General features: G+C 63.6%; 23 protein-coding genes. 17 read left to right on the plus strand and 6 right to left on the minus strand.

What is annotated here, in order from left to right:
* The first annotated feature begins 116 nt into the window (after positions 1-116).
* The 6 genes from J2S32_RS01520 to J2S32_RS01545 all read left to right on the plus strand — a co-directional run bounded on the left by J2S32_RS01520 (position 117) and on the right by J2S32_RS01545 (position 7,983).
* On the plus strand, positions 117-2,336 hold the full coding sequence (locus J2S32_RS01520; RefSeq protein WP_253515362.1) for an EAL domain-containing protein: 2,220 nt from the start codon (positions 117-119) through the stop codon (positions 2,334-2,336).
* Positions 2,337-2,431: 95 nt separating this feature from the next.
* Positions 2,432-4,267, plus strand: a complete 1,836-nt coding sequence (gene lepA, locus J2S32_RS01525) for a translation elongation factor 4 (RefSeq protein WP_253515365.1) — start codon at positions 2,432-2,434, stop codon at positions 4,265-4,267.
* Positions 4,268-4,352: 85 nt separating this feature from the next.
* Positions 4,353-4,679 (plus strand): DUF6481 family protein, encoded by a 327-nt coding sequence (locus J2S32_RS01530; protein WP_253515367.1) that lies wholly within the window; start codon positions 4,353-4,355, stop codon positions 4,677-4,679.
* A gap of 310 nt (positions 4,680-4,989) precedes the next feature.
* On the plus strand, positions 4,990-6,180 hold the full coding sequence (locus tag J2S32_RS01535; RefSeq protein WP_253515369.1) for a DNA adenine methylase: 1,191 nt from the start codon (positions 4,990-4,992) through the stop codon (positions 6,178-6,180).
* Complete coding sequence (locus J2S32_RS01540; protein ID WP_253515370.1) at positions 6,180-7,136, plus strand: ParB/RepB/Spo0J family partition protein; 957 nt, start codon at positions 6,180-6,182, stop codon at positions 7,134-7,136. The genes J2S32_RS01535 and J2S32_RS01540 overlap by 1 nt, the downstream gene beginning before the upstream one ends.
* Before the next feature lie 4 nt (positions 7,137-7,140).
* Positions 7,141-7,983 (plus strand): hypothetical protein, encoded by an 843-nt coding sequence (locus tag J2S32_RS01545; RefSeq protein WP_253515371.1) that lies wholly within the window; start codon positions 7,141-7,143, stop codon positions 7,981-7,983.
* 12 nt (positions 7,984-7,995) lie between these two features.
* Here J2S32_RS01545 and J2S32_RS01550 read toward each other — a convergent pair whose 3' ends face one another.
* Complete coding sequence (locus J2S32_RS01550; protein WP_253515372.1) at positions 7,996-8,850, minus strand: hypothetical protein; 855 nt, start codon at positions 8,848-8,850, stop codon at positions 7,996-7,998.
* Positions 8,851-9,318: 468 nt separating this feature from the next.
* Here J2S32_RS01550 and J2S32_RS01555 point away from each other — a divergent pair, with 468 nt between their 5' ends.
* Genes J2S32_RS01555 through J2S32_RS01570 form a run of 4 tightly spaced genes read left to right on the plus strand, consistent with a single transcriptional unit; the run spans position 9,319 to position 12,879 of the window.
* Positions 9,319-11,259: a TadE/TadG family type IV pilus assembly protein gene (locus J2S32_RS01555; protein ID WP_253515373.1), complete on the plus strand. Its 1,941-nt coding sequence runs from the start codon at positions 9,319-9,321 to the stop codon at positions 11,257-11,259.
* Positions 11,256-11,861 (plus strand): TadE/TadG family type IV pilus assembly protein, encoded by a 606-nt coding sequence (locus J2S32_RS01560; protein ID WP_253515374.1) that lies wholly within the window; start codon positions 11,256-11,258, stop codon positions 11,859-11,861. The genes J2S32_RS01555 and J2S32_RS01560 overlap by 4 nt, the downstream gene beginning before the upstream one ends.
* Positions 11,858-12,508 (plus strand): TadE/TadG family type IV pilus assembly protein, encoded by a 651-nt coding sequence (locus tag J2S32_RS01565; RefSeq protein ID WP_253515375.1) that lies wholly within the window; start codon positions 11,858-11,860, stop codon positions 12,506-12,508. The genes J2S32_RS01560 and J2S32_RS01565 overlap by 4 nt, the downstream gene beginning before the upstream one ends.
* Before the next feature lie 47 nt (positions 12,509-12,555).
* On the plus strand, positions 12,556-12,879 hold the full coding sequence (locus tag J2S32_RS01570; protein WP_253515376.1) for a hypothetical protein: 324 nt from the start codon (positions 12,556-12,558) through the stop codon (positions 12,877-12,879).
* Between the two features lie 86 nt (positions 12,880-12,965).
* On the opposite strand, the gene J2S32_RS01575 is transcribed toward J2S32_RS01570, so the two are convergent.
* A complete protein-coding gene (locus tag J2S32_RS01575) occupies positions 12,966-14,231 on the minus strand; it encodes a glutamate-5-semialdehyde dehydrogenase (RefSeq protein WP_253515377.1) in 1,266 nt (421 codons plus the stop codon).
* A gap of 44 nt (positions 14,232-14,275) precedes the next feature.
* Positions 14,276-15,070 carry a pyrroline-5-carboxylate reductase family protein gene (locus J2S32_RS15800; RefSeq protein ID WP_335732863.1) on the minus strand — a complete coding sequence of 265 codons (795 nt, stop codon included), beginning with the start codon at positions 15,068-15,070 and terminating at the stop codon, positions 14,276-14,278.
* Between the two features lie 203 nt (positions 15,071-15,273).
* Here J2S32_RS15800 and proB point away from each other — a divergent pair, with 203 nt between their 5' ends.
* Positions 15,274-16,422: a glutamate 5-kinase gene (gene proB, locus J2S32_RS01585; protein WP_253515379.1), complete on the plus strand. Its 1,149-nt coding sequence runs from the start codon at positions 15,274-15,276 to the stop codon at positions 16,420-16,422.
* Positions 16,423-16,489: 67 nt separating this feature from the next.
* Positions 16,490-17,407: an outer membrane protein assembly factor BamD gene (locus J2S32_RS01590; RefSeq protein ID WP_253515380.1), complete on the plus strand. Its 918-nt coding sequence runs from the start codon at positions 16,490-16,492 to the stop codon at positions 17,405-17,407.
* On the opposite strand, the gene J2S32_RS15805 is transcribed toward J2S32_RS01590, so the two are convergent.
* Positions 17,308-18,468, minus strand: coding sequence for a GGDEF domain-containing protein (locus J2S32_RS15805; protein WP_253515383.1), 1,161 nt, complete (start codon positions 18,466-18,468; stop codon positions 17,308-17,310). The two genes, J2S32_RS01590 and J2S32_RS15805, sit on opposite strands and share 100 nt — an antisense overlap.
* Before the next feature lie 130 nt (positions 18,469-18,598).
* Between J2S32_RS15805 and recN the strand changes: the two genes are divergently transcribed.
* The 4 genes from recN (at position 18,599) to J2S32_RS01615 (ending at position 23,402) form a co-directional block, all read left to right on the plus strand.
* Entirely contained in the window at positions 18,599-20,263 is a 1,665-nt protein-coding gene (recN, locus tag J2S32_RS01600) for a DNA repair protein RecN (protein ID WP_253515385.1), read from the plus strand.
* 101 nt (positions 20,264-20,364) lie between these two features.
* Entirely contained in the window at positions 20,365-20,724 is a 360-nt protein-coding gene (locus J2S32_RS01605) for an endonuclease domain-containing protein (RefSeq protein WP_253515387.1), read from the plus strand.
* Between the two features lies 1 nt (position 20,725).
* Positions 20,726-22,909, plus strand: a complete 2,184-nt coding sequence (gene ligA, locus J2S32_RS01610) for an NAD-dependent DNA ligase LigA (protein WP_253515389.1) — start codon at positions 20,726-20,728, stop codon at positions 22,907-22,909.
* A 1-nt stretch (position 22,910) separates the two neighbouring features.
* The gene (locus J2S32_RS01615; protein ID WP_253515390.1) at positions 22,911-23,402 is read left to right on the plus strand and encodes a CinA family protein; all 492 of its coding nucleotides are present in this window, start codon (positions 22,911-22,913) and stop codon (positions 23,400-23,402) included.
* On the opposite strand, the gene J2S32_RS01620 is transcribed toward J2S32_RS01615, so the two are convergent.
* On the minus strand, positions 23,403-24,074 hold the full coding sequence (locus J2S32_RS01620; protein WP_253515391.1) for an SDR family oxidoreductase: 672 nt from the start codon (positions 24,072-24,074) through the stop codon (positions 23,403-23,405). It abuts the gene before it with no gap.
* A gap of 140 nt (positions 24,075-24,214) precedes the next feature.
* Here J2S32_RS01620 and J2S32_RS01625 point away from each other — a divergent pair, with 140 nt between their 5' ends.
* Entirely contained in the window at positions 24,215-25,684 is a 1,470-nt protein-coding gene (locus J2S32_RS01625) for an FAD-binding protein (protein WP_253515392.1), read from the plus strand.
* A gap of 9 nt (positions 25,685-25,693) precedes the next feature.
* Here the strand turns inward: J2S32_RS01625 and J2S32_RS01630 are convergent, their stop codons facing one another.
* Positions 25,694-26,290, minus strand: coding sequence for a DUF2061 domain-containing protein (locus tag J2S32_RS01630; protein ID WP_253515393.1), 597 nt, complete (start codon positions 26,288-26,290; stop codon positions 25,694-25,696).
* Positions 26,291-26,306: the final 16 nt, after the last annotated feature.

A 26,306-nucleotide genomic window follows, 5' to 3' on the forward strand; every position in this document is an offset into this window, starting at 1 on the left:
CCGTAAACCTCCGGTAAACATGGTTAGCCGCCTGTTAAGGTACATTTGCTATGATTGGACTTCGCCGGGGGGCACCGGACTGCACCCGTGGGCAATCAATCGGAGCATCAATACACATGGCAGGGTTCTTCTCGCGATCGGTGCGGGCAACGGCGGATGAGGATGCAGCGTCGGACGAGGCCCCGCTGCGCCCGATCGCTGCTTCCGATGCCATCCGCCGGGTCGAACTGCTCGACAGTTTCGAGGCCGCGGGACTCGGCTGGTTCTGGGCCACCGACGCGCAGGGACGCCTGATCTATCTGTCCGATAATGCCGCCGAGAAGCTCGGCTGGTCCGATGGCGAGGCGATCGGCAAACCTCTGGGCGAATTGTTCATTCCCGAACGGGCCGACGACCCCAACAAGCCCCAGCGCCCGCTCGCCTTCCTGCTGAGCGCGCGCAACTCGATCAGCCAGCTCAATGTCCGCCTGGCCTTTACCAAGGACGAAGTCTGGTGGGAAATCGCCGGTAAACCCCAATTCGACGACAAGGGCCGTTTCACGGGCTACCGCGGCAGCGCCAAGGACATCTCTACCAGTCGCGAAAGCCGGCTCGACGCCGAACGGCTGGCGCAATTCGATCCCGTGACCGGACTGGCCAATCGTCATCGCCTGACCACGCGCCTGACCGAGACGCTCAAGGCCTATCGCAACTCCAAACGCGCTTGCGCGCTGCTGACGCTCGATCTCGACCGGTTCAAGCAGGTCAGCGACACACTGGGCCACCAGGCCGGCGACGAACTGCTCAAGCAGGTCGCGTCGCGGCTTGAGCGGATTGTCGCTGGCGCGGGCGAAATCGGTCATCTGGGCAGTGACGAATTCCAGATTGTGATGCCCGATGTCGATGATCGCGGCGCGCTCGGCGAACTTGGCCAGCGGCTCATCCAGATGCTGTCGCAGCCCTATTCGATCAATGGCGCGCGCGCGATCATCGGGGCCTCGATCGGCATCGCGATCGCGCCCTACGATGGGCTCGATACCGAGGAATTGGTCACCGCGGCCGATCTGGCGCTCTATGCAGCCAAGGGCGGCGGGCGCGGCCAGTACCGGTTCTATTCGAGCGACCTGAAGGATGGGGCGAGACATCGCCGCCAGGTCGAGGAGGATTTGCGCGACGCGATCTCCAATGGCCAGATTTCGATGCACTACCAACCGCTCGTCTGCGCCAGGACCCACAAGGTCGAGAGCTGCGAGGCGCTGATGCGCTGGGATCACCCCGAACATGGCGATATCCCGCCCGCGGTCTTTATCCCGGTCGCCGAGGATATGGGTATCATCAGGGATATGGGCGAATGGGCGCTCAACGAGGTTTGCCGCGACGCCAAGCAATGGCCGGTCGATCTGCGCGTCGCAGCGAATGTCTCGGCAATGCAGTTCGCGCATGACGATTTCGCGCAGACCGTCCGGAATGCGCTGACTAACAGCGGACTGGAGCCTGCGCGTCTCGAACTCGAGATCACCGAAAGCGTGTTCCTCGGCGATACCGGGCGCGTGCAGGCCATGTTCGCCGAACTCAAGGAACTGGGCGTCAAACTCGCGCTTGACGATTTCGGTACGGGCTACAGCTCGCTGAGCTATCTGCGCACTGCACGGTTCGACACGATCAAGATCGACCAGAGCTTCGTTCGCGGTGCGACCGAGGAAGGCAACAACAACGCCGCGATCCTGAGTGCGATCGTCGGGCTTGCCGATGCGCTGGGTATGGAAACGGTGGCCGAAGGGGTCGAGGCAAAGGACGAGCTCGAACTCGTCACCCAGCGCGGCGCAACGCTGGTCCAGGGCTTTATCTTCGCCCGCGCAATGCCGAACGCGGATTTCCTCGAGCGGCTGGCCGATGGGCAACTGACCTACGACGCGCGGGGGCCGGCCAAATATCGCGCTGCGCGCAAGACCGTGTTCCGCCGGATCGGACTGATCCACGAAGACAATCGCTACAAGGTCGTGATGCGCAACCTGTCGAAGACAGGGGCGATGATCGAGGGCCTGCTCGACGTCCCGCTGGGCACGCAGGTGGTGCTCGATCTCGGCGGCGGGCAGTTGGCGGTGGCAACCGTACGGCGTTCGAAGGGATCGCTGCAGGGCGTCGAGTTCGAGAACCCGCTGATCAGCGACGGGGCCGAGGGGCTATGTACGCGTCACCGCGTGTCGCCCTATCAGATCGAGGCTGCCGGGCGTCCGCTGGCCGCGTTGCCGGACGATCCCTATTCGCTGATCATGGGCGAGCAGGAGGGCGCGGGGACGCCGAAGCAGTTCGTCGAGGTCGAGGTGGGCACACCCAAACCGGGCACCGGTTACTGACCCCGCGAGGATACGGTGCTTGGCGAGTTAGCCTCCCCCGGCTAAGGCGCGCGCAAGGCACTGCGTGTGCCGCCTTTTCCGTTTAAGCAGTTTGTATGACCGACCTTACAAAAATACGCAATTTCAGTATCATCGCCCATATCGACCATGGCAAGTCGACGCTTGCCGACCGGCTGATCCAGCATTGCGGCGGGCTGACCGATCGCGAGATGTCCGAGCAAGTCCTTGATAACATGGACATTGAGAAGGAACGCGGGATCACGATCAAGGCGCAGACGGTGCGCCTCAACTATACCGCCAAGGATGGCGAGACCTATGAGCTCAACCTCATGGACACGCCCGGCCATGTCGACTTCGCTTATGAAGTCAGCCGCTCGCTCGCCGCGTGCGAAGGCGCGCTGCTGGTGGTCGATGCGGCGCAAGGCGTCGAGGCGCAGACGCTCGCCAATGTCTACCAGTCGATCGAGCACGACCACGAGATCCTCCCCGTCATCAACAAGATCGACCTCCCCGCCGCCGAACCGCAGCGCGTCGCGGAGGAAATCGAGGAAATCGTCGGTATCGAGGCCACCGGCCCGTGGCAGGAAGGCGGCGCGGTGCTCACTAGCGCCAAGTCCGGCATCGGCATCGAGGACACGCTCGAGGCGCTCGTCGCGCGCATTCCGCCCCCCACGGGCGACCGCGACGCGCCGCTCAAGGCCATGCTGGTCGACTCATGGTACGACCCCTATCTCGGCGTGGTCATCCTCGTCCGCGTGATCGACGGCGCGATCAAAAAGGGCCTCAACGTCAAATTCATGCAGGGCGGCACGCAGCACCTGATCGACCGTGTCGGCTGCTTCACTCCCAAGCGCACCGACCTGCCCGAACTGGGCCCGGGCGAGATCGGCTTCATCACCGCGCAGATCAAGGAAGTCGAACAGGCGCGCGTCGGCGACACGATCACCACGGTGAAGGGCGGGGCGGTCAAGGCGCTGCCCGGCTACAAGGAAGTCCAGCCGGTGGTGTTCTGCGGGCTGTTCCCCGTCGACGCCGCCGATTTCGAGAAGCTGCGCGAAAGCATCGGCAAGCTGCGGCTCAACGATGCCAGCTTCAGCTTCGAGGCCGAAAGCAGCGCCGCGCTGGGCTTCGGCTTCCGCGCGGGCTTCCTCGGCCTGCTGCACCTCGAGATCATCCAGGAACGCCTCACGCGCGAATACGATCTCGACCTGATCACCACCGCCCCCTCGGTGGTCTACCGCATCCAGCTCAACAAGTCGCGGACCGACCCGGCGCAGGAGCTGATGCTTCACAACCCCGCCGACTATCCCGATCCCAGCCGTATCGAGCAGATCGAGGAGCCGTGGATCAAGGCGGTGATCTACACCCCCGACGAATATCTCGGCTCGATCCTCAAGCTGTGCCAGGACCGCCGCGGCATCCAGGTCGATCTGACCTATGTCGGCGGCCGCGCGCAGGTGACCTACGAACTCCCGCTCAACGAAGTGGTGTTCGATTTCTACGACCGTCTGAAATCGATCAGCCGCGGCTATGCCAGCTTCGACTATGAACAGATCGGCCTGCGCGAGGGCGACCTCGTCAAGATGAGCATCCTGGTGAACAACGAACCGGTCGACGCGCTGTCGATGATCGTCCACCGCGATGTCGCCGAAAGCCGCGGGCGCGGCATGTGCGAACGGCTGAAAGACCTCATCCCGCGGCACCTGTTCAAGGTGCCCATCCAGGCCGCGATCGGCGGCAAGGTGATCGCGCGCGAAACCATCGCCGCGATGCGCAAGGACGTGACCGCCAAATGCTATGGCGGCGACATCAGCCGCAAGAAAAAGCTGCTCGAAAAGCAGAAGAAGGGCAAGGCCCGGATGCGCGAGTATGGCAATGTGAGTATCCCGCAGGAGGCGTTCATCGCCGCGCTGCGCATGGGCGAGGAATAGCCCCGCGCCCCCGGCGCCAGTGCTGTCCAGCCCCCATCAGCCCGCGGCTCACCCCGCCGGCCAACCAGAAAAGAGATTACCGCTTATGTCCGGATATAAGGACCCCAATCTGCAAGACCGCCTCGCCCTGGCGCAGAAGGCGCGCGAGGAGGCGCTGAAGAAGCTGGCCGCCGCGCCCAAGCTCGACGAGGCGACGATTGCCAAGCGCAAGGCCGCACAGGAAGCGCGCGAAGCCGCCATCGCCGAAAAGAGCGCCGCCAAGCGCGCCGCGATCGCGCAGGCCAAGGCCGAAAAGCAGGCCGCCGCCAAGGCCAAGGCCGAAGCCGACGCGGTGCCCGCCCCGACCGAAGCCGAACTGAAGGCCGCGCGCGACGCGAAATACGCGGCGCGGAAGAAGCGGAAGAAGGGGTAGGGGCGAGCGGGGGGCGGTGCGATACGATCCTACGTATGGGCGAAGAGTAGGTCTTATTCCGAGGATGCTGGATCGCCCGTATGTCGGCTCGTCCCGCGCAGACAGGGCGGAATGTGACTATCCCGCAGGACGGGTTTAGTGTTGCGCTGCGGATCAGGGAGGAACGAGGGTAGCTTCGTGCTACGAATATTGGGTTGGGTCGCTATTCTCGTCTGCTTTTTTCCAAGGCCTTGTGTTTCGGATACAAGCCCCTAGAATCCTGCGAAATTCTACAGATTGAAGTGGGCGGACCCAAAGGGGGGGAGGGGCAATGCGCTACATGGGCACCAAGCGTCACCTGACCGCGCAAATAATGGAGTTGTGCGGGAAAAGCCGTGACGGCCCGCTGCTCGACCTATTCGCGGGTACCTGCTCGGTCGGGAGGGCTTTGTCACCCCAGCGCAATGTTTGGTGCAATGACGCGCAGTTTTTTGCGTCGCAGCTTGCTACCGCGATTTTTACTTCGGTTTCGTTGCCGCCAAATGCGGACTCTATCGCGTCTAGTTGGGCGATGCCGATTGCCGCTGAAGAGATCGCCCTCTCGGAGGGCCACGTTGGGCTGGCCAAAGCCGAAAGTGATGCCGTTCGTGGGCAGGACTTGCGAGCCGCACAACGCATCTTCGAAAAATGCAATGCTGCCGCGCAGGAGTTGTCGAGGGAGAGGTTGGAGCCACCGCAGGCACTTCTCACTGCCTTGTATGGGGGGACATATTTTTCCATTAGCCAGGCGCTCGAAATGGATGCAATCCGTTCCGTAATATCTCGCTGCTCTCGAAGCGGTGAGATTGATCAGGATGAAGAGCGGTGGCTGCTTCTCGCCATGTGTGAGGCCGCCGATCGAATCGCAAATACTACTGGTCACTTTGCGCAATCACTATTTCCAAAAGACTCTAACTTCTCGCGCTATTCGCGGCAAAGGGATCGATCATTTAGATACGAGTGGTTGGCCTCATTGAAACGGCTGATGCCAATCGGTGGCCGTAATTGGCGGACGAAAAATATGGCCTTCCGAGGAGACGCCCTTGAGTGCCTCGAGAATCTAAAGAGCAATAGCGTACGACCAGCGATCGTCTACGCCGATCCGCCCTACACAAAAGACCAATACTCACGCTATTACAGCGTGCTCGAGACAATCATGCTGGGCGATTTCCCAGAGCTGACTGGTCGCGGATTGGTTAGAAAAGATGGGTTCAAATCTCAATTTTCGCAAACTTCTTCCGTAGAAGGATCGCTGATTTCTTTAATTGAAGGGGCGATGAATTTGGATGCTGATCTCATTATAAGCTATCCATCAAACGGTCTATGTGGGAACGCTGAGGAACTTGTGGTTGAAACGTCGCGCATTGCGTGTGGACGACTGCCTGAAATAGCAGAAGTTCAACATATTCACTCAAGCCTTGGTGCTTCTAAAGGTAAGGCGAAAGCTGCCGTAATCGAGAAATTATACAGGATAGCAGCGTGATGGCCGGCGCGAAAAGCACATTAAGGCAAATTTCGCCACTCAAGATTCAACCGAACCCGGAAAACCCACGCCTTATTTTTCGGCAGGAGGAGATGGACAGCCTTCTTAGGTCTATAGATCGGCATGGGATTCAGGTCCCCGTTACTGTCTACGAAGACGGTGGTCAGTTTTACTTGCTTGATGGTGAGCGGCGGTGGAGGTGCGCGAGCAAACTGAACCTCTCATCTATACCGTGTATCATTAAAGAAAAGCCGACAGAACTTCAAAATTTGGTTTTGATGTATAATATCCACGCCCTTCGTGAGCAGTGGGATTATTTTACTATCGCTTCTAAACTTGAACGAGTTATTGATCTATTTAAGGAAGAGAATGGAGAGGAGCCCAATGAGCGGGTTCTGTCGGAACTAACCGGACTTACAATCGGTGCCATTCGGCGTTGCCAAGCGCTGCTGGGGCTTCCTGAGCGCTTCAAAGAAATGCTTATGATCGAGCTCGAGAAACCGAAAGCTCATCAGAGAATTACAGAAGATTTTTTCATAGAAATGGAAAAATCTCTTAAGGCGGTGGTGAAGAGAATTCCGAAGTATGGAAGCAGACTAGACGAGGTCAGAGATACGCTAATTGAAAAGTTTCGCTCGAAAACTATTGGAGCTGTAACTGATTTTAGGATGCTATCCAAAATCGCGACGGCTGTTGAAAACCTGGGGGTTGCTCAAAAGCAAGCCGAACGAGAAATCGATAAGGTATTTGATAGAAAAACGAAGTATAGCATACAGGATGCTTATACTAGGTCAGTTCAGTTTGAGTATGTCGAAAGGAAAATTGAGCGGGAGGCGACAAATCTGATCGAGTTTCTAGGGGAGATTATCGAGGACGACAGGTCTAGTGAGTTAAATCAAGATGTGATCAGCGAACTTCGCCAATTACAAGATCTCCTTAAGAAGATTCTGGGTTAGAAACGTGACAGATGTCTCACTAACCTCCGGAACGGATTGGCTTCGCGACGCGGCGGAAAGTCACTTCAAGGATGTCTATCAGCTCGGCTCGGTGTCGGGGCCTGAGCAAATTGATGCAAAGCTTCAATGGGTCCCAGACTTCCACTTTTTGATCCATGACCACCTAATGGTGGCAGTTGAGGTGTCAGAGACTGCATATCCTGCGATATTGGCCATCCGAAGGGTTGATCTCGAGAAGCTGCAATTTCCGGTCTCAGTTTACAGCGTTTGCCCGGAGCAAGTTTACCTGGCTGAGCAAGCGGACGCGAAGCGGTTGATCAACGATGGGTATGGGCTGCTCACAGTTGATGACGAAGGATTCGTTCAAAAGCGAGCTTCGCCAACGCCAATTCTGCAGGTAATTCACCAAGAGGAATTTAAGGAACGCATTGCTCCCCTGCCACAATCAGCTCGAAAACGATTAGCTCGTTGCTTTGAGGCGTACACACAGAATCCTCCGCTCGGGGTTTCTGATATCACCGAGGTAGTTGAGGGCATGGTCCTTAAAGCCGGACGTTCTGCGGCCAACAAGGGTTGGATTGAAAAGAAGAACGCTAAACCGGGCAATCCATTTGCCACTCTCAAAGCTATGCAGGGGTCAGCGCAGATACAGAACTGCCTAGCCGCTGTAGGCGGAGTGCAAGCGTATGTTTCCACATGGCGTAATCTTAGCCACCACTTCCCAAAAAACCGCAAGAAAGCGGGTCAAAAGTATCGAGAATGCAGACATGCATTCATCGATGGAATTCACCATATTCAAAGTTTCAAGGAGTGCATGGGCAAGTTAGGGATACGCGTTACCTTTTAGGGATGTTGGACATTAGTCTTGGCTGTCATCCTTGATCGACCGACAGCGAGGGCCGCTGTCCTCAACTGGCTCCTCCGGCACCTCCCTTGCGCCCCTCTCCGGCAACGGTAACGGCATCGCCTCGTCCGCCTCGCCCCACTGCGCCTCGGGGTTCTGGTAGAGCTCGTGCTCGGGGTCGTCGTAGCAGAGGTAGCCTTCCTCGCGGTCGAGCGCCTCCAGCCGCCGGTATTCCTTCCACGCGGCGCGGGTGCGGGGGCTTAGCTGGGCGTACCAGTTCTCGTAGGACGCGTTCAGCTTGGTGTTGAGCGAGCGCAGCGTCTCTGCCTCTTCCTCGCCCGCGGCGGCGTTGCGCTCGGCCTCCCATTCCGTGCGCCATTGCTGCTTGAGCCGCTCGAGCTCCATCTTGCCCACCGCGTTGAGGCCCTTGGGCTTGCCTTCGGCAAAGCGCTCGGGCGCGCGGTTGCGCAGCATGAACATCAGCAGCCGGTCGTTATGCACCGTGCGGCTGCCGACGAGCTTGCCATAGGAATAGACCGGCACCTCGACCCCGTTCAGCGCGCGGTCCATCGCGACATCCTCGATCCGCTGCATGCCGAGATCGAGCGCGGCCTGCCATGCGGCGCGGAAGCTGGCGGCCTCGGGGTGGCGGCGCAGGAGGTAGGCGCCGACTTCGGCACGGCCGACCGCGCGGCAGGCGCTGGCGACGCTGCCGGTATCCGCCAGCGCCTCGATAAAGGCGCGCTGGACCTGCGGCTTCCACCCGTTCGACCGCTCGCGCAGGCGCGGGACGGGGGTGAAGGCGGGCAACGTGCCGCGCGCGGTGTGGGGGTGTTGGGTGGGGTTGGGGTCGGGGTTCGGGTGGTCCATCTGCGGGGATGGAGCAGATTTGGCGCGTGTAGGAAAATTCGGGGAGGGGGGAGAGGGAGGAGGAGGAGGAGGAGGAGGGGTCTTTGTTTTGCGAACCCGCATCCGCGGGTTCGTCCTCGCTAGATGTGCAGCAAGCTGCACCCGCTGCGGGCGGGCGGTCGCCCTTGCCTCGCCTGCGGCTCGGGATCATCGCGACCCGCTATCCTACCGCGCGAGTCCCGTTCGCGACCAGCGAACGGCAAGGCCGACCGGCCGCCCGCAGGGGCCCGCAGGAGCGCAGCGACGGAGGAACAGCCCCGAGGATGCGCCCGCGGATGCGGGTGCGTAACACAAAAAACTCCCCCGCAGATCCGGTGGGTATGCGAAATCTCTCCACCCGCTTACCGAATCTTAACCTCATCACGATAACGATCAGGCGGGGGCGGTACATCGGTGCCGGGTCCAACCCCATTTCGAAAGTGTTGACCGATGGCCTTGCTGTGTCGTCTGCTCGCGCAATTGTCGCGGGATACACGGGGTAACGTCCTGCCCATCGTCGGCGCGGCGCTGGTGCCGCTGACCATCATGATCGGCAGCGGGGTCGACCTCAGCCGCGCCTATATGGCCAAGAGCAAGATGCAGAGCGCGTGCGACGCCGCCAGCCTCGCCGCGCGGCGGGTGATGAAGGACGACGCGCTGTCGAGCGAGGTGGAGGCCACCGGTAAGGACTTCTTCGGTTTCAACTTTCCGCAAGGTCTGTACGGCACCGCCGGGTTCACCCCCGTGATCAGCCGCTCGGGCCCGGGCGTGGTCCGCGTGGCGGCGGAGACGACGATCCCGACGGTGGTGATGAACCTGTTCGGCTTTGGCTCGCTGCCCGTCTCGGTCAGCTGCGATGCCTCGCTCAATTTCGTCAATACCGATATCGTGCTGGTGCTCGATGTCACCGGCTCGATGGCCGAGAGCATCAGCGGGTCGACCAAGATCGCGGCGCTGCAGGATGCGGTGCTGGCGCTGTATGACGAACTCGCGCCGACGCAGGCGCAGCTCCAGGCGCAGGGATTGCGGCTGCGCTACGGCGTGGTGCCCTATTCGAGCACGGTCAATGTCGGCCGGCTCGTCTATGGCCAGAATGCGGGCTACATGCGCTCGAACGTGACTGTCCCGTCGCGCGTGGCGAACTTCAACCAGGCGGTCTACACCAGCAATGCCCCGACGCAGAGCGGGTCGTGGGAGGTCTATAACGGCAGCCTGTCGAACAGCGAATGCGAGAATTACGTGGGTGCGTCCAACACCAGCGGCGGGGGACCGCCGCCCAGTCCAACGACGGTGACCCGCTACCGGGGGACGTCGTCGAGCAACAGTTACAACCAGTCGCAGAACTGGGGCTGGTCGAATGCGCCCGACACCTCGGGCACCAACCGCAGCTGTCGCCGCTGGAAGAGCGTCGAGACCACGACCTATAAGGACAGCGGCACCAAGGCCTTCAGCAACTGGACCTATCGCCAGGTAGAGTACGACACGTCGGACTACATCAAACCGGGCGGCAAGCTGACCTTCGCCACCAGCGCGGCGGGCACCGTGCCCGCGCCGGGCGGGAGCTACAATGCGCAGCAGCTCGCCGCAGTGGGTACCGGCGTGAGCACGGCCGATGCGGTGTGGAACGGCTGTATCGAGGAACGCGACACCACCACCGGGATCGACGGCGGGACCAGCATGACGATCCCGTCGGGTGCGAAGGATCTCGACATCGACCTGATCCCCGGCAGCGATGCGACGCGCTGGCGCCCGATGGTGCCCGACCTGATCTTCACCCGCACTGCCGGCACCGCCTCGACCACCTCCAATGCGGATGCCGCCAATACCAGCGGCTGGATCAAGAACTATGCCTATAGCCAGGGCTACTGGGCCTGCCCGACCGAGGCGCGCCGGCTCGCCGAATGGGACCGCACCGCGCTCGACACTTACGTCAAGGGCCTGCAGACCGTCGGCGGCACCTATCACGACATCGGCATGATCTGGGGCGCGCGGTTCATCTCCACCGGCGGCGTGTTCGGCGATGGCTGCGACTATTACAATTCGATGCCGTGCAACCGCCATGTGATCTTCATGACCGATGGCGCTCAGACCGCCTATTGCAATGTCTATACCGCTTACGGGGTCGAGCAGAACGACATGCGCACGACCGGCTCGGGCAATTGTTCGAACCAGCTGGCGCGCCACGAGCAGCGCTTCCGCATGGCCTGCAACGCGGCCAAGAACCTCGGCGCTTCGCTGTGGGTCATCGGTTTCGACACCGCGCTCACTGCCAATCTGAGCGGCTGTGCCAGCAGCCCCGGACAAGCTTCGACCGTCGCCGACCGCGCCGCGCTGATCAGCAAGTTCCGCCAGATCGGCAACCAGATCGGCGCGCTGAGGCTGACCCAATGAGGAGCCTCGTCAAACGCTTGCGGCGGGACGAGCAGGGCGCGGCGATCGTCGAGTTCGCGCTGGTGCTGACGCCGCTGCTGTTGTTCCTGATCGGGGGGCTGGACCTCGGATACCAGGCCTATCTCCGCTCGGTCATCCAGGGTGCGCTCAACGATGTCGCGCGGACCGGTTCGCTCGAGGGGCCGACCTTCAACTGCACGGGCGACACGGTAGAGGAGCAGATCGGCTGTGCGATCCAGACGCGTTCGGACGTGATCGCGCGCGGCGCCACCTACCAGATCACCATGCGCAATTTCTACGATTTCTCAGGCATCGGCCGCAGCGAGAAGCTGGTCACCGATTACAATTCGAACGGCCAATACGACCTGGGCGATTGCTTCGTCGATCTCAATGCCAACGGGGCCTACGATACCAGCGCGGGCCGGACCGGCGTCGGCGGGGCGGACGATGTGGTGTTCTACGAAGTGCGGCTGAGCATGCCCCGGCTGTTCCCGATCCACAAATTCATCGACACGACGCCCGACTATCACATCTATGCCACGGCGGCGGTCCGCAACCAGCCCTATGCGGCGCAGAAAGTGCCTTCGACGGTGTGCGTATGAGCCGGAAAACACCCTCCGCAGCACGGCGTTTCATCCGCGCCCTGATCCGTTCGCGGCGCGGGATCGCGTTGACCGAATTCGCCTTCGCCCTGCCGATCTTCGTCACGCTGCTGTTCGGCGGGCTCGAGGTAATCAATCTGGTGATGGCCCACATGCGCATCAGCCAGATCGCGATTTCGGTGGCCGACAATGCCGGACGCGTGCGCCAGGGGATCGACGAGGCCGATATCTACGAAGTCTTCGCGGGTGCCGACCAGGTCGGGCGCGGGGTCGATTTCGCCACCAACGGGCGCGTGATCCTGTCCTCGCTCGAACCGAACGGCAGGACCGGCGGCCAGGCAGGCCAGATGATCAACTGGCAACGCTGCTACGGTGCGCTGGCCGCCACACCGCGCTACGGCACGCAGGATGCGGGCCGGACCGATGGCTCGCTCCGCGATGGGCTGGGTTCGACGGCGAGCAAGATCAAGGCCGCCGACGGGACCGCAGTGATGTTCGCCGAAGTGTCCTATCGCTACACGCCGCGGATCCTCCCCAGCATCGTCGCCAACGGTCTGGAACTGCGTTACGAAAGCGCGTTCAACGTGCGCGAACGGACCAACCAGAACCTGACCAATACGCAGAATCTGGCGACCAATTCCTGTTAGGCCAATTCCTGTTAGGCGAGGGGCGACCCTACGGCTTGAAAGTACCCATGATGGACAAGAAATTCGCGCTGTGCATGGCGGGCGGCATCTTGCTGGTCGTCGCTTCGACGATGGGCGAAGACGGGCCGGTGACGCGGCTGGCGGGGATGGATGCAGAGGACGCGCGGCAGGGCCAGCAAATCCTGCGCGAACGGGCCGGCGCGGCGCCCGCGGCACCGGCGGCGAACAGCGCTGCCAGCGCGGATTGGTACGCGCCCGATCCGGGACCTGTGCAACCGGCGATTCCCGTCTACCGCTATGAGAATGTCGAAGTGCACGTGCCGCAGGAAGTGTTCGACCCGGCGGTCGCCGCAGCGAGCGAGATCCGTTAGGGTCCCCAAACGCAAACCTCCCCGGATACCGACAAGGGCACCGGGGAGGCTTTAATTCTACTCAGCCGCCGGAGCGGGCGGGATGGTTACGGACGGATCTGGCCGTCGCCGTGGACGAGATATTTGAAGCTGCACAATTGTTCGAGGCCAACCGGCCCGCGCGCGTGCATCTTGCCCGTCGCAATCCCGATTTCCGCGCCCATGCCGAACTCGCCGCCATCGGCGAACTGCGTGCTGGCGTTGTGCATCACGATTGCGCTGTCGATGCTGGTCATGAACTTGCGCGCAGCGTCGTCGTCCTCGGTCAGGATCGCATCGGTGTGATGGCTCGAATGCGCTTCCACCCAGGCGATACCTTCATCGAGCCCATCGACGATCTTCACGCTCGCGATGGGGTCGAGATATTCAGTATTCCAGTCTTCCTCGGTCGCCTGCTTGAGGCGGCCGTCGATCGCCACCGCATCGGCATCGCCGCGCAACTCGCAATCGGCGCCCATCGTATCGGCGAACTTCGGGATGAAGGCTTCGGCCACTGCGCGGTCGACGACCACGCTTTCGGTCGCGCCGCACACGCCGGTCCGGCGCAGCTTGGCGTTGCGGATCACCTTGACCGCCTTGTCGAGATCGGCGGCGGCGTGGACATAGCTGTGACAATTGCCGTCGAGGTGGAGCAGCGTGGGCACGCTGGCCTGGTCGCGGACCAGTTCGACCAGCCCGCGTCCGCCGCGCGGGATCACCAGATCGACGAATTCATCGGCCTTGAGCAGCGCAGCGACGGCGTTGCGGTCGGTCGTGCCGACCGTCTGCACCGCATCCTCGGGCAGGCCGGCAGCTTTCAGCCCGGCGCGCATGCAATCGACGATCACGCGCGTCGAATAGCGGCTTTCGCTGCCGCCGCGCAGGATCACCGCATTGCCCGATTTGAGGCAGAGCGCGCTGGCGTCGGCGCCGACATTGGGGCGCGATTCGTAAATCATGCCGATCACGCCGATCGGCACGGCGACGCGTTCGATGGTGAGGCCGTTGGGCCGCTCGAACGTCGCCAGCTGGCGGCCGACGGGGTCGGGCAGTTCGGCGATTTCCTCCAGCGCGCCGGCCATGCCCGCGATCCGCTCCTCGGTCAGGCGCAGACGGTCGATGAAGCTTTCGGGCTTGCTGCCTTCGACGCTCTTTACATCCTTTGCATTGGCTTCGAGCAGGTCGGGCGTGCGGTCGCGCAGCGCCTTCGCGGCTTCGCGCAGCGCGGTGTTTTTCGCCTCGGTGCTGGCCGACAGCAGGCCGCGAGCTGCCTTGCGCGCGCGCTGGCCGAGGTCGTGGATATGCAATTGCGGGTCGAGTGTCTGGTCGGTCATAGTATCTCTCATATATCTCGTTTCGGGGCGGGAGTCGCTGGCGTTCAGCGCAACTCGACCGCCCGGTCGTAGGCTGCCTGCAAGGTATCATGCAGGCGTTTGGAAAGGCCGCCATCTGCATTGAGGGCGCCGAGACCGGCGGCAGTGGTGCCGCCCTTGCTGGTCACCGAATTGCGCAATTCCTCAAGGCTGGGCGCCGACGGTTCGCTGGCCATGGCGATCGCGCCGCCAATGGTGCCGAGCACCATGTCGCGCGCTTCGTCCTCGTCGAAACCCTGCGCCATGGCCGCTTCGGCATAAGCGCGGGCGATCTCGAAGACATAGCCGGGGCCCGAACCCGCCACGGCGGTCACCTTGTCGAGCTTGTCTTCGCTGCCGACGGTAATGGTTGCGCCCGCGCGGCGCATGAACGCTTCTGCATGGGTGACATGGATCGAACTGGCATGCGGGCCGGGGCAGATGCCGCTGACGCCGCGGCCGATCGCCGCGGGCAGGTTGGGCATCGTGCGGATGACCGGCGCATCGCCCATCAGCTTGGAGAGGCGCGCTCCCGAATAGCCGGCGGCGATCGAGAGGACGTATCCTCCCGGCGCCAGATGCTCGATATAATCGGCCATGATGTCGTCGATCAGCTGCGGCTTCACCGCGGCAACGATGCAGTCGAATCGCTTATCGGCGATCTGTTCGCGGTCGGTGACGAGAGTGACCTCTTCGGGCACGTCGCTACCGGCTGGATCGACCACGGTGATCCTTTCGGGTCCCTCGACCCATTGCGAAAGTAAAGCGGAGCCCATTTTTCCGCATCCGACAATACAAACAGTTTTTATAATGACTAAAATCCGTTTCCGAGCGCCATGGCTCTTGTGTAATCTTGTGCTTACTTGACTATAAGAAGAGCTTCCTGGAAGCTTACTGCCTTAACTATACCAAATACGATCTTATTCATGTTAGGTCGGTATTTTCAAAAAGGCGGTTGTGCAGTGCACAACCACTATCTATATTGTGCTCGAGAAATTTCAAGCCTACGCAACATTCGAAAAATATGACCCAAAAACGAAACATCGTCGTCAAAATCGGTTCGGCCCTCCTTGCCAACCAACAGCTCCTCACTCCGCGTTATGGCTTCCTCCAGCGTCTGCTGGAAGACATTGCCCAGTTGCGCGCCGAAGGTACCAATGTGATCCTGTGCTCGTCGGGCTCGGTCGCACTGGGCCTGCGCATCATCGGGGAAACGCCCGAAAGCGCCGGAGTATCCGACAAGCAGGCCGCCGCCGCTTGCGGCATGCCGCTGCTGCTCAATGCCTATAAGCAGGTCGGGCACGAGTTTGGCTTCGAGATTGCGCAGGTGCTGCTGACGCTGGGCGATTTCGAGGATCACCGCCGTTTCCTCAACACGCGCAACACCGTGCACCGCCTGCTCCAGTCCAACGTGGTCCCGATCGTCAACGAGAACGATACCATCACCACCGAGGAAATCCGTGTCGGCGACAACGACCGGCTGGCGGCCAAGGTCGCGCAGATGGTCGGCGCGGACGATTTCGTGATTCTCACCGGTGTCGACGGCCTTTACGACCGCAATCCCGACGATCCCGAAGCGCAATTCGTGCCCGAGGTCGAGGATGTCAGCCTGTATATGGACGCGACCAAGGGCAAGAGCACGCTCGGCACGGGCGGAATGGAGACCAAGCTGCTGGCCGCCAACATGGCGCAGGAAGCGGGCGTCACCACCTGGATCGCGCAGGGCGAGGCGGATCACCCGGTCTCCAGCGTGCTGGCGCAGACGCGCCGCTCGACCAAGATTCTCCCGCATCCCAATCCGCTGTCGGGCTGGGACAGCTGGATCGCCAACCGCCTGCAGATGGCGGGCAGCCTGGTGATTTCCGACACCACCGCATCGGGGCTGGGGGGCGATCGCCCGATCCGCCGCGGCGACGTGATCTCGATGACCGGCGATTTCTCGCGCGGCGACGTGCTCCATATCTACGACAGCAAGGGCATCGAACGCGCCCGCGGGCTGAGCGATTTCACCTCAGAGGAACTGCGCGTGCTTACGAGCAATCCCGATACGCAGGCCGAACAATTGCTCGGTTATCGCACCAAGGGCGAAGTGATCCGCAGCGCCAATCTGGTGATGCTCGAAAACCGCCACCTGTTGTGGGATGCCCCCGAAGAAATTTCCAGCGCACAATAGCGCTCGGGGGACAGCGGCGCGAACTTCACTTGGCGTTCATCGGGACGCTGGTTATAGGCTGCTTCCCATGACAACCCAGACCCGCTCCACCCCCAAGCTCATCCTCGGCGCCGCGCTTGCGGGTGCGACGCTTCTCACCGCCGGATGTGCGGGCCGCGACAACGGCCCCCGCGACACCGCCTATGTCGCGCGCGACGTGGAATCGCTGTACTGGGAGGCCAAGCGCCGGCTCGACAACGGCCAGGCCGAAATGGCCGCCGCGCTGTTCGACGAGGTCGAGCGCCAGCATCCCTATTCGCCCTGGGCGCGCCGGGCGCAGCTGATGGGTTCGTTCAGCTATTACGTTGCGCAGGATTACAACAAGGCGATCCAGGCGGCGCAGCGCTTCCTGCAGATCCACCCGGGCAACAAGGACGCGCCTTACGCCTTCTACCTGATCGCGCTAAGCTATTACGAGCAGATCAGCGACGTCCAGCGCGACCAGAAGATCACCGACCAGGCGCTCACCGCGCTCAACGAGATCAACCGCCGCTTCCCCAACAGCGATTACGCCGCCGATGCGCGGCTCAAGATCGACCTCGTGCGCGATCACCTCGCGGGCAAGGAAATGGAGATCGGCCGTCATTACGAACGCTCGGGCAAGTGGATCGCGGCGCAGATCCGCTTCCAGAACGTGGTCGACAATTACGAGACCACCAGCCACGCGCCCGAAGCGCTCTACCGGCTGACCGAAACCAGCCTTGCGCTGGGAATTCCCGCCGAAGCGGTGAAATATGCCGCGGTGCTCGGGGCGAACTATCCGGGCAACGACTGGTACGACAAGGCGTATGAGCTGGTCCAGGACCACGCAGCGGGCGTGAACCCCAGCGGATCCGCGCCCCCGGGTCAGGCGCGGCGTGCGCGCAAGGCCTCGACCTGCGCGCTGGACGCCGCCTCCGCATCGAATGACATGACCCGGTTGCGGCCTTCGTTCTTGGCGCGATAGAGCGCGCGATCGGCCTCGCCATAGAGCGCGGTCCAGTCCTCGGGACCGGCCACCACTGCATCCGCCACCCCGATGCTGGCAGTGATCTGTTCGCCATGCGGCATGTAGGCGCCGCGAATTTCGCCCAGCACCTGCAATGCGATAGCCGGGTCGAGCGTGTCGGCGCTGGCGAGCAGCGCGAACTCCTCGCCGCCCAGCCGTGCCGCGCAGATCTCGCCGCGCGCATGGATCGCCAGCAGCTCGGCGAAAGCGCGCAGCACGTCGTCGCCCATATCGTGACCGAAGCGGTCGTTGATATTCTTGAAGCGGTCGATATCGACCACCATCAGCCGCACCGCGCGGCCGCGCTCGGCAAAGCCCTCGAAATGCTCCATCAGCGCGCGGCGGTTGGCGAGGCCGGTGAGCGGATCGTGCCGCGCCAGCTCGGCCGATCTGTAGCGTTCCTCGACCAGGCTTAGCAGCAAATGGTGGTGGCGCCGCATCATCAGCAGCTGGAACCCCACCGCGATGACCACTGCGGTGGCCAGCACCGCGTCCATTACCTGACCCGTGCTCGCCAGCGCAGCGGCCACCGGACCCAGCGTCACCAGCAGCACCGACAGGCCGATGCCGCGCACCGCGGTCAGGCAATAGCCGAGCATCAGCGCGCCGAGCGACATGATCGCAGGGTAGTAGATCCGCGTTTCGACCGGCGCACTCGCCCAGCTGGCAATGCACCAGATGCTGCCGACCGCGGCGGAGAGCAGGCACAGCTTCCACACCGTGGCGATGGCCCGCCGCGCATCCTGCGTGGTCGAGGTGTCGAAATCGATCGGGCGCGCCAGCAGGATCAGCCCGAGCGTGGCAAGCGCCAGCACCACCAGCGGCAGCCCGTAGGCGACCAGCGGCCCCGCGCCCGGGCTCGCCCCATAGGCGACCACCGGCAGGCTGAGGATAAAGCCGGCAAACAGCAGCCGCGCCTGGCCGATCATGTGGTGGGCAGTGAGCATGGTGAAGTCGTCCCGCAGATGCGCGGGAATGCCCGGCCCGCCAAGGCCGTTCAGGATGCTTCGCCAAAACACCCCTATGCCATAATATAGCATTTGCTAATTCGACGTTTACGGATGCGCCGGATCGTGTGGCTGCCAAGCTTGTCGATTGCGCGCAAAGGCTTGCTGACTTGGCTTGCGGCAGCGGCTAACAGGGCCTGGCATGCTGACCCGGCTCTCCATCCGCAATATCGTGCTGATCGAAGCGCTCGACCTCGCCTTCGGGCGCGGGCTGGGCGTGCTCACGGGCGAAACCGGGGCGGGCAAGTCGATCCTGCTCGATGCGCTGGGGCTGGTGCTGGGCAACCGCGCCGACAGCGGGCTGGTGCGCAGCGGCGAGGACAAGGCCAGCGTTTCGGGAACCTTCGACTTCAACACCCTGCCGCGCGGCCTTGCCCGATTGCTCGACGATGCGGATATCGAACTGGAGGACGGCGAACCGCTGATCGTGCGGCGCCAGCTCAAACCCGATGGCAAAAGCCGCGCCTTCGTCAACGACCAGCCGGTCAGCGTCGGCCTGCTGCGCGACATGGCGGGTTTCCTCGTCGAACTGCATGGCCAGCATGACGACCGCGGGCTGGTCAATCCGCGCGGGCACCGGGCGCTGCTCGACCGTTTCGCCGGGGCGGACACCGCGCGGGTCGCGGAGGCGTGGAGCAAATGGCGCAGCGCCGAGGAGGCGCTGGCCGAAGCGCGCGGCGCGGTGGAAACCGCCAAGGCCGACCAGGATTTGCTGCTCGCGCATCTCGCCGAACTGACCGCGCTCGAACCGCAGGCGGGCGAAGAGGCGCGGCTCGCCGCAACCCGCGCGGACATGCAGAAGGGCGAGAAGCTGTCGGGCGATCTCGAGGAATTGCGGCATTTGTGGGAAGGCTCGGACTCGCCGCTCGCATCGCTGCGCGTGGCAGCACGGCGGCTCGACCGGATCGCGCCCGAACATGCGCTGCTGGCCGAAGCGCTGGGCGCGCTCGACCGCGCGGTGATCGAAGCGGGCGAGGCGGAGGAAAAGCTGCAGGCCGCCGCCGAGGCGCTGGTCCACGACCCCGCCGCGCTCGATGCCGCCGAAACGCGGCTGTTCGAACTGCGCGCGCTGGCGCGCAAGCACCGCTGCGAAGTGGACGAGCTGCCCGAGACGATGCGCGCCATGCGCAGCCGGCTCGAAAGCATCGAGGGCGGCGAGGCCGAGCTCGATGCGCTCGAAGCGGCGGCGAAGGACGCGGGCGCGGGCTACCGCGCGGCGGCCGAAGCGCTGCACGCCAACCGCCTTGCCGCCGCGCTGCGGCTCGACGAGGCGGTGACGCGCGAACTGGCGCCGCTCAAGCTCGACGCCGCGCGTTTCCGCACTGCGGTGACCGCCTTGCCCGAGGACAAATGGGGCGCGAGCGGCATGGATGCGGTCGAATTCCTCATCGCCACCAATCCCGGCGCCGATTTCGCGCCGCTCACCAAGATTGCCAGCGGCGGCGAACTGTCGCGCTTCATCCTCGCGCTCAAGGTCGCGCTGGCCGAGCAGGGCGGGGCGGCGACGGTGATCTTCGACGAGATCGACCGCGGCGTCGGCGGCGCGGTCGCCAGCGCGATTGGCGAACGGCTCGCGCGGCTCTCCGCCGACGGGCAATTGCTCGCGGTAACGCACAGCCCGCAGGTCGCCGCGCGCGGACGCATGCATTACATGATCGCCAAGTCGAGCGACGGCACGGTGACCAAGACCAGCGTCGCGCTGCTCGACGAAGGCGGGCGGCAGGAAGAGATCGCGCGTATGCTCTCGGGAGCCGAAGTTACGCCTGAAGCCCGTGCACAAGCCGATCGGCTGCTGGAGGGGGTGTGATGCCCGCGCCAAAGGCCCCCTCTTCTTCAGAGGAGGGGGTTGGGGGTGGTGGCGTCTCGCCAGAGACGCTTCGCGCCCGAGCCGCCCGAATGCGCCGCGATATGCCCGAGCCCGAACGGCGCCTGTGGAATGAATTGCGCGGCAAGCGGCTTTCCGGCTTGAAATTCAGGCGACAGGTCGTGATCGGGCACCGGATCGTCGATTTCTTCTGTCCCGCGAAAGGGCTGGTGATCGAAGTGGAGGGCGATACACATGACCCGGTGGCCGATGCGGACCGCGATGGGGCGATGCTTCGGGACCATGGGTTTGCCACCGTGCGTTTCACCAATCACCAGATCATGCGCAATCTGGACGGGGTGCTGGAGAAGTTGACGAGCGTGCTTGAAGAAACAGCGGATCGCTGGCCGAAAGGTCGCGAACACCACCCCCAAACCCCCTCCTCTGAAGAAGAGGGGGCTTAAAATGGCAATCGACATTACCGAAGCCGAAGCCGCCAATGAATTGATGCGGCTGGCGAAACAGATCGCGCATCACGACCGGCTCTACCATGCCGAAGACGCGCCCGAGATTAGCGATCCGGAATATGACGCGCTGGTGCGGCGCAATGCCGCGCTGGAGGCGGAATTTCCGCATCTGGTGCGTGAGGATTCGCCCAGCCGCAAGGTCGGCCATACGGCCACCACCTCGCCGCTGAGCAAGGTGACGCACGAGGTTCGGATGATGAGCCTCGACAATGCCTTCAACGCCGAAGAGGTCGAGGAATGGGTCGCCCGCGTGCGGCGCTTCCTCTCGCTGTCCGAAGACGATCCGGTGGCGTTCACTGCCGAGGACAAGATCGACGGCCTGTCGTGCTCGCTGCGCTACGAGAAGGGCGCTCTGGTGCGCGCGGCGACGCGCGGGGACGGGCAGGTGGGCGAGGACGTGACGCCCAATGTCGCGCATATTCCCGACATTCCGCAGCAGCTTTGCGGCGATGCGCCCGAGGTGTTCGAGATCCGCGGCGAGGTCTATATGGGGCGCGCCGATTTCGAGGCGCTCAACGCGCGGCTGATGGATGATGCGCGCGCTGCGGCGGAGGAAAAGGGCGAGGAGCTCGACCCGGCCAAGGTCCGCCAGTTCGCCAATCCGCGCAATGCCGCCGCCGGATCGCTGCGACAGAAGGATGCCGAAGTCACCGCGCAGCGCCCGCTCAAGTTCTGGGCGCATGGCTGGGGTGCGGCTTCCGATGTGCCGGGCGGAACGCAGGAAGAGGTGGTCCGCGTGATCGAGCGCTGGGGCGTGCCCGTCTCGCCGCTGTTCGCGCGGTTCCACGATGCCGCAGCGATCCTCGCACATTACGAGACCATCGCCGCCGCGCGGCCCGACTTGCCCTATGAAATCGACGGCGTGGTCTATAAGGTCGACCGGCTCGACTACCAGCAGCGGCTCGGCTTTGTCGCCAAGGCACCGCGCTGGGCGCTGGCGCATAAATTTCCCGCAGAACAGGCCGAGACCACGCTCGAGAGCATCGATATCCAGGTCGGGCGGACGGGCAAGCTGACTCCGGTCGGGCGGCTCGCCCCGGTCCTCGTCGGCGGGGTCACCGTGACCAATGTCACGCTGCACAATCGCGACGAGATCGCACGGCTGGGCGTGCGGCCGGGCGACCGCGTGGTGGTCCAGCGCGCGGGCGACGTTATTCCACAGCTTGTGGATAACCTCACGCCCGAGGCGGACCGCGAACCCTATGTTTTCCCCGGCCATTGCCCCGAATGCGGCAGCGAGGCGGTGGCGGAAGAGGGCGAGGTCGACGTGCGTTGCACAGGCGGTCTCATATGTCCCGCACAACGCACGGAAAGGCTTAAGCATTTCGTCAGCCGCGGCGCGCTCGACATCGACGGGCTGGGCGAGAAGACGATCGACCAGTTCTTCGCGCTCGGCTGGCTCGAAAGCCCCGCCGACATCTTCCGCCTAAAGCAGCGGCGGGCGGACATTCTCGCGCTCGACGGGTGGAAGGAGCGCTCTGTGGATAATTTGTTGGAATCTGTGGAAGCGCGCCGTGGACCCGATGCCGCGCGGCTGCTGTTCGGGCTGGGGATCCGCCATGTCGGCGCGGTCACCGCGCGCGATTTAATGAAGGGGCTGGGCGATATCCGCCTGCTGCCCCGAAAGGCCGCCGAGTTCCGCACCTACTGCGTCGAACACCCGCGCGCCGAGGGCGAGAAGGAAAGCCCGTTCAACACGCGCATGGTCGAGGCGGTGAAACGCATTTTTGAAGTCCGCACCGACGGGATCGGCACTGCGGTGGGCCATGCACTGGCCGACTTCTTCCATGAAGAGCACAACCGCAGCGTGTGGAACGATTTGATCGGCGAGGCACCGGGCGAAGGGGTGGTCGAGCCCCAGCGCTACGAGGTCGAGACACGCGACAGCCCGGTCAGCGGCAAGACGGTGGTGTTTACTGGCAAGCTCGAGACGATGAGCCGCGACGAGGCCAAGGCGCAGGCCGAACGGCTGGGCGCCAAGGCCAGCGGATCGGTCAGCGCCAAGACCGATCTGCTGGTTGCGGGGCCGGGCGCGGGCAGCAAGCTGAAAAAGGCCGCCGAACTCGGGATCGAGGTGGTGGACGAGGCCGGCTGGGCCGAAATCGTCAAGGCGGCCGGCTGACATGCTCGAGCAGACCCATAAACAGGCGCTGCGCATTGCCGATCTGCTGCGTCAGCGCGGCGAGAAGGTCGCGGTAGCCGATGGCGCGACCGGCGGGCTGGTCGCGGCATCGCTGCTGACCGTGCCCGGCGCGCTCGACTTTTTCGTTGGAGGCGGAGTGGTCTATTCCTTCCGCGCCCGCGACGTGCTTTTCGATCTTCCGCGCGAGGCCTATGCCGGAATGCGTGGGGCAAGCGAGGATTATGCGCTGCTGCAGGCGCGCGCGATCCGCGACAATTTCGGCGCGCAATGGGGGCTGGCGGAAAGCGGTTCGGTCGGCGGGTCGAGCCACCCCAGCGGTGCGCCCGCGGGGCGCAGCTGCGCGGCGGTGGCGGGGCCCGGCGGGTTCGAATTCACCCGCCGGACCGAGACCGGCAGCGACGACCGGATCGCCAATATGGAAGCCTTTGCGCGCGCCGCGCTGGCGACGCTGGAAGACGCGCTGCGCGGCTAATCAGCCGCCCGGCATGATGTGGATTTCGCGCACATCCGCGCTGCGCGGCTGCGACAGCGCAAAGACCACCGCATTGGCGACATCGTCGGGCTGGATCTTGTCGGGCTTGGGCTCATCGAAGAACGGCGTGTCGACCATGCCGGGGGTGATCAGCGTGCAGCGGCCGCCCCATTCGCGCATTTCCTCGGCCAGATTGCCCGCGAAGCCCTGCACGAACCACTTGGTCGCGCCGTAAACCGAGCCCTTCATGTGGTCGCGCCCGGCCTTCGACCCGGTGACCACGAAATGCCCCCTGGTCTTGCGCAGATGCGGCAGCGTGGCATGCGCGGTGGTGAGCACGGCGAGTACGTTGAGATGGATCATGGCGTGCCACTCGTCGGGATCGCCCTGCTCGATACCGGGAGTGGAGGTGCCCTTGCCGGCATTGGCATAGACCGCGTCGAGCCCGCCGAAATGCTCCACTGCCTGCGCCACCGCCTCGTCCAGCTCGTCGCGCGTGGTCACATCGCAGGGCAGCGCGAGCGCCTGCTCGCCGATGTCCCCGGCAAGGTCTGCCAATGTATCTTTCGAGCGCGCGAGCAGCGCGACGTTCCAGCCCGCCTGTGCCGCAGCGCGGGCGGTGGCGGCGCCGATGCCGGTCGAGGCGCCGGTGATGAGCAGCGTCTTGGTCATGGGGTCTCCTGGTTCCGAATGCTCCTCCAACAGCGGTCCGGCCGGGCGGAGGTTCCGGTGCGTATTGTCGTTCCTGTCCTCGATTCCCGGCCCGCGGCGGGTTATGGCGTGCGCACAAGGGGTTGGCAGGGGGAAACGCCATGATGGGGTATTATCGTCGCTATTGCGAACGGCGCGCGGACGCGCGGGCCGTGGGCACGAATGGCAAACGCTGGATTCGCACGTGGATCAACGTCTTTCGCACCGAGACCGAAGCGCGGGTGCCGCAGGACGAGGCGCAGCTGGCCCAGCTGATCTGCGAGGGCGAGTTCAGCTGCGTGGGCAAGTCGCATTCCTATAACGGCGTGCAGGTGGTCCCCAGCGTCACCGCGATGATGATGCGCGAGGGGGGGCTGACGACGCTGGCCTATGACCCGGCGAGCGAGACCGTGCGCGTGGGGGCCTCGGTCTCGGTACGCGATCTCAAGGTATATCTACGCGACGAGCATCGCCGCGGGTTGCACAATGCGGGCAATTACATGGAGCAATCGGTGATCGGCGCGCTGGCGACCGGGACGCATGGCTTCGGCCCGCGCGCGGTGATGGCCGATGCGATCGTCGAGCTGACCTTCCTCGACGGCAGCGGGCAGCGCGTCACGCTCAAGCGCGGCGATCCGGAGTTTGGCTATGTCGCGCTGTCCTTCGGGACGATCGCGCCGATCTTGGAACTGGTGCTCGAGACCAAGCCGCTCGAATCCTATGTCTCGGTGAGCTCGATGAGCCGCCTGTCCAAGCTCGACGAGCTCAAGCAGGGCGCGCTCGCGGTGAACTGGGCGGTGATGCCCTATACCAACCCCGAAGACCCGGTGATCATGCTTCACGCGCTGGCCGAATGCGACCAGGCGGGGGCCATCGCCACGCACCCCAAGGCCAGCGGCGGCAGCGGCAAGTTCGCCGCCTGGTTCCTGCGGCGCTATTACAAGCTCGACCGGTTCCTCCCCAAGCTGCGCCGCCCGATGCAACGGATCATCGACTGGCTCGACCTGAAGCAGAGCGAGCGGGTGATCACCGATCCCGACGATCTCGATTACCTCTACGATCCGCAGCCGGGGCTGAAGGAAAACCGTGCGCCGAGCATTACGCGCGGGCTCTTCTCGACCACCTATACCGGTTATAATCTCGCGTTCTTCGTCCCGCTCGAGAAAGCGCCCGCGGTGGTCAAGTTCATCATCCGCGAGGCCGACGGGCTGCGCGATCTCGGCTTCTTCCTCAAGGGGATCATCTCGGTGCGCGAGATGCCGGGCGAGGCGGGGCCGCATTTCGCGGCCAATGCCGAGCGCCCGATGGCCGCGATCGACCTGTTCGCCGATCCGCGCGATTATGCCTGGCTCGAACGGCTCCAGCGGCTGGTGATGCATTACGAACCCGACACGCGCCCCCATTTCGGCAAGAGCGCGCTGGGCCCCGAGTTCTGCAAGACGCTGGACAATGCGCATCTGGCCGAGCTGATGCGGATCCACCGCCGCTATTATCCGCAAGGCCAGCTGATGTTCTCCGAACGGGTGCGCGCGATGCTCGATGTCGGGCGCCCGGTCGCAGGTGTGCCCGCGGCGGATGCGGGTCTCGCCTGAGGCGCTGCGCTAGGAGGCGGCGCTTTCGGACAGCCGCGCGTCGAGCGGATCGTTTGCCATGCGGGCCGCTGGCGCGCCTGCGACGATGCCGTAGCCGATGTTCGCCCACACGCGCTCGTGAAAGAAATAGAGCACCAGCTTGGTTGCCACTTCGAGCCCGCCGATCGAGAGCGCGGTGGCCACGCTGCCGGTAAACAGCCACGCCAGCAGCGTCGTGTCGAGCGAGGCAAGTACACGCCATGTCGCGGTTTTCGTCGTGCTGCGGCGGTAGCTTTCGCGGCGCCTGGTCCCCAGCAGCTCGGTGCCCCAGCGGTTCCATTCCCAGAACCGTTCATGGAGATAATAGAGCACCATCTTGGTCGCCACTTCGGTCAGCGCGATCAGGCTGGCCGCACCCATCGCCTCGCGCGGACTGTGTTCGAGCCCGAACATCGGCCCGAGATAGGTGATCAGCAGGAAGGACAGGAGCAGCGTGTCGAGCGAGCCGACCACGCGCCACGAGACCGCCTTGGCGAGCGAGCGGCGGCGGGTGATCAGCGGATGGACGGGTGAGGCGGAAGAACCGGTCTCGGGCCCGGATATCGAAGGCTCGGGAGCGTCTTGCATGGCGGCCACCTAGCCG

The sequence above is a fragment of the Qipengyuania citrea genome (genome assembly GCF_024171405.1).
GTDB lineage: Bacteria > Pseudomonadota > Alphaproteobacteria > Sphingomonadales > Sphingomonadaceae > Qipengyuania > Qipengyuania profunda.

Bases quoted from the DNA above. Each gene is read 5' to 3' on its own strand.
- J2S32_RS01530 (WP_253515367.1), top strand. From the start codon at position 4,353: ATGTCCGGATATAAGGACCCCAATCTGCAAGACCGCCTCGCCCTGGCG.
- J2S32_RS01520 (WP_253515362.1), top strand. From the start codon at position 117: ATGGCAGGGTTCTTCTCGCGATCGGTGCGGGCAACGGCGGATGAGGAT.
- J2S32_RS01575 (WP_253515377.1), bottom strand. From the start codon at position 14,231: ATGACCGACCAGACACTCGACCCGCAATTGCATATCCACGACCTCGGC.
- J2S32_RS01560 (WP_253515374.1), top strand. From the start codon at position 11,256: ATGAGGAGCCTCGTCAAACGCTTGCGGCGGGACGAGCAGGGCGCGGCG.
- J2S32_RS01630 (WP_253515393.1), bottom strand. From the start codon at position 26,290: ATGCAAGACGCTCCCGAGCCTTCGATATCCGGGCCCGAGACCGGTTCT.
- proB (WP_253515379.1), top strand. From the start codon at position 15,274: ATGACCCAAAAACGAAACATCGTCGTCAAAATCGGTTCGGCCCTCCTT.
- recN (WP_253515385.1), top strand. From the start codon at position 18,599: ATGCTGACCCGGCTCTCCATCCGCAATATCGTGCTGATCGAAGCGCTC.
- lepA (WP_253515365.1), top strand. From the start codon at position 2,432: ATGACCGACCTTACAAAAATACGCAATTTCAGTATCATCGCCCATATC.
- J2S32_RS01615 (WP_253515390.1), top strand. From the start codon at position 22,911: ATGCTCGAGCAGACCCATAAACAGGCGCTGCGCATTGCCGATCTGCTG.
- J2S32_RS01535 (WP_253515369.1), top strand. From the start codon at position 4,990: ATGCGCTACATGGGCACCAAGCGTCACCTGACCGCGCAAATAATGGAG.
- J2S32_RS01555 (WP_253515373.1), top strand. From the start codon at position 9,319: ATGGCCTTGCTGTGTCGTCTGCTCGCGCAATTGTCGCGGGATACACGG.
- J2S32_RS01625 (WP_253515392.1), top strand. From the start codon at position 24,215: ATGATGGGGTATTATCGTCGCTATTGCGAACGGCGCGCGGACGCGCGG.
- ligA (WP_253515389.1), top strand. From the start codon at position 20,726: ATGGCAATCGACATTACCGAAGCCGAAGCCGCCAATGAATTGATGCGG.
- J2S32_RS01570 (WP_253515376.1), top strand. From the start codon at position 12,556: ATGATGGACAAGAAATTCGCGCTGTGCATGGCGGGCGGCATCTTGCTG.
- J2S32_RS01590 (WP_253515380.1), top strand. From the start codon at position 16,490: ATGACAACCCAGACCCGCTCCACCCCCAAGCTCATCCTCGGCGCCGCG.
- J2S32_RS01565 (WP_253515375.1), top strand. From the start codon at position 11,858: ATGAGCCGGAAAACACCCTCCGCAGCACGGCGTTTCATCCGCGCCCTG.
- J2S32_RS01550 (WP_253515372.1), bottom strand. From the start codon at position 8,850: ATGGACCACCCGAACCCCGACCCCAACCCCACCCAACACCCCCACACC.
- J2S32_RS01540 (WP_253515370.1), top strand. From the start codon at position 6,180: ATGGCCGGCGCGAAAAGCACATTAAGGCAAATTTCGCCACTCAAGATT.
- J2S32_RS01620 (WP_253515391.1), bottom strand. From the start codon at position 24,074: ATGACCAAGACGCTGCTCATCACCGGCGCCTCGACCGGCATCGGCGCC.
- J2S32_RS01605 (WP_253515387.1), top strand. From the start codon at position 20,365: ATGCCCGAGCCCGAACGGCGCCTGTGGAATGAATTGCGCGGCAAGCGG.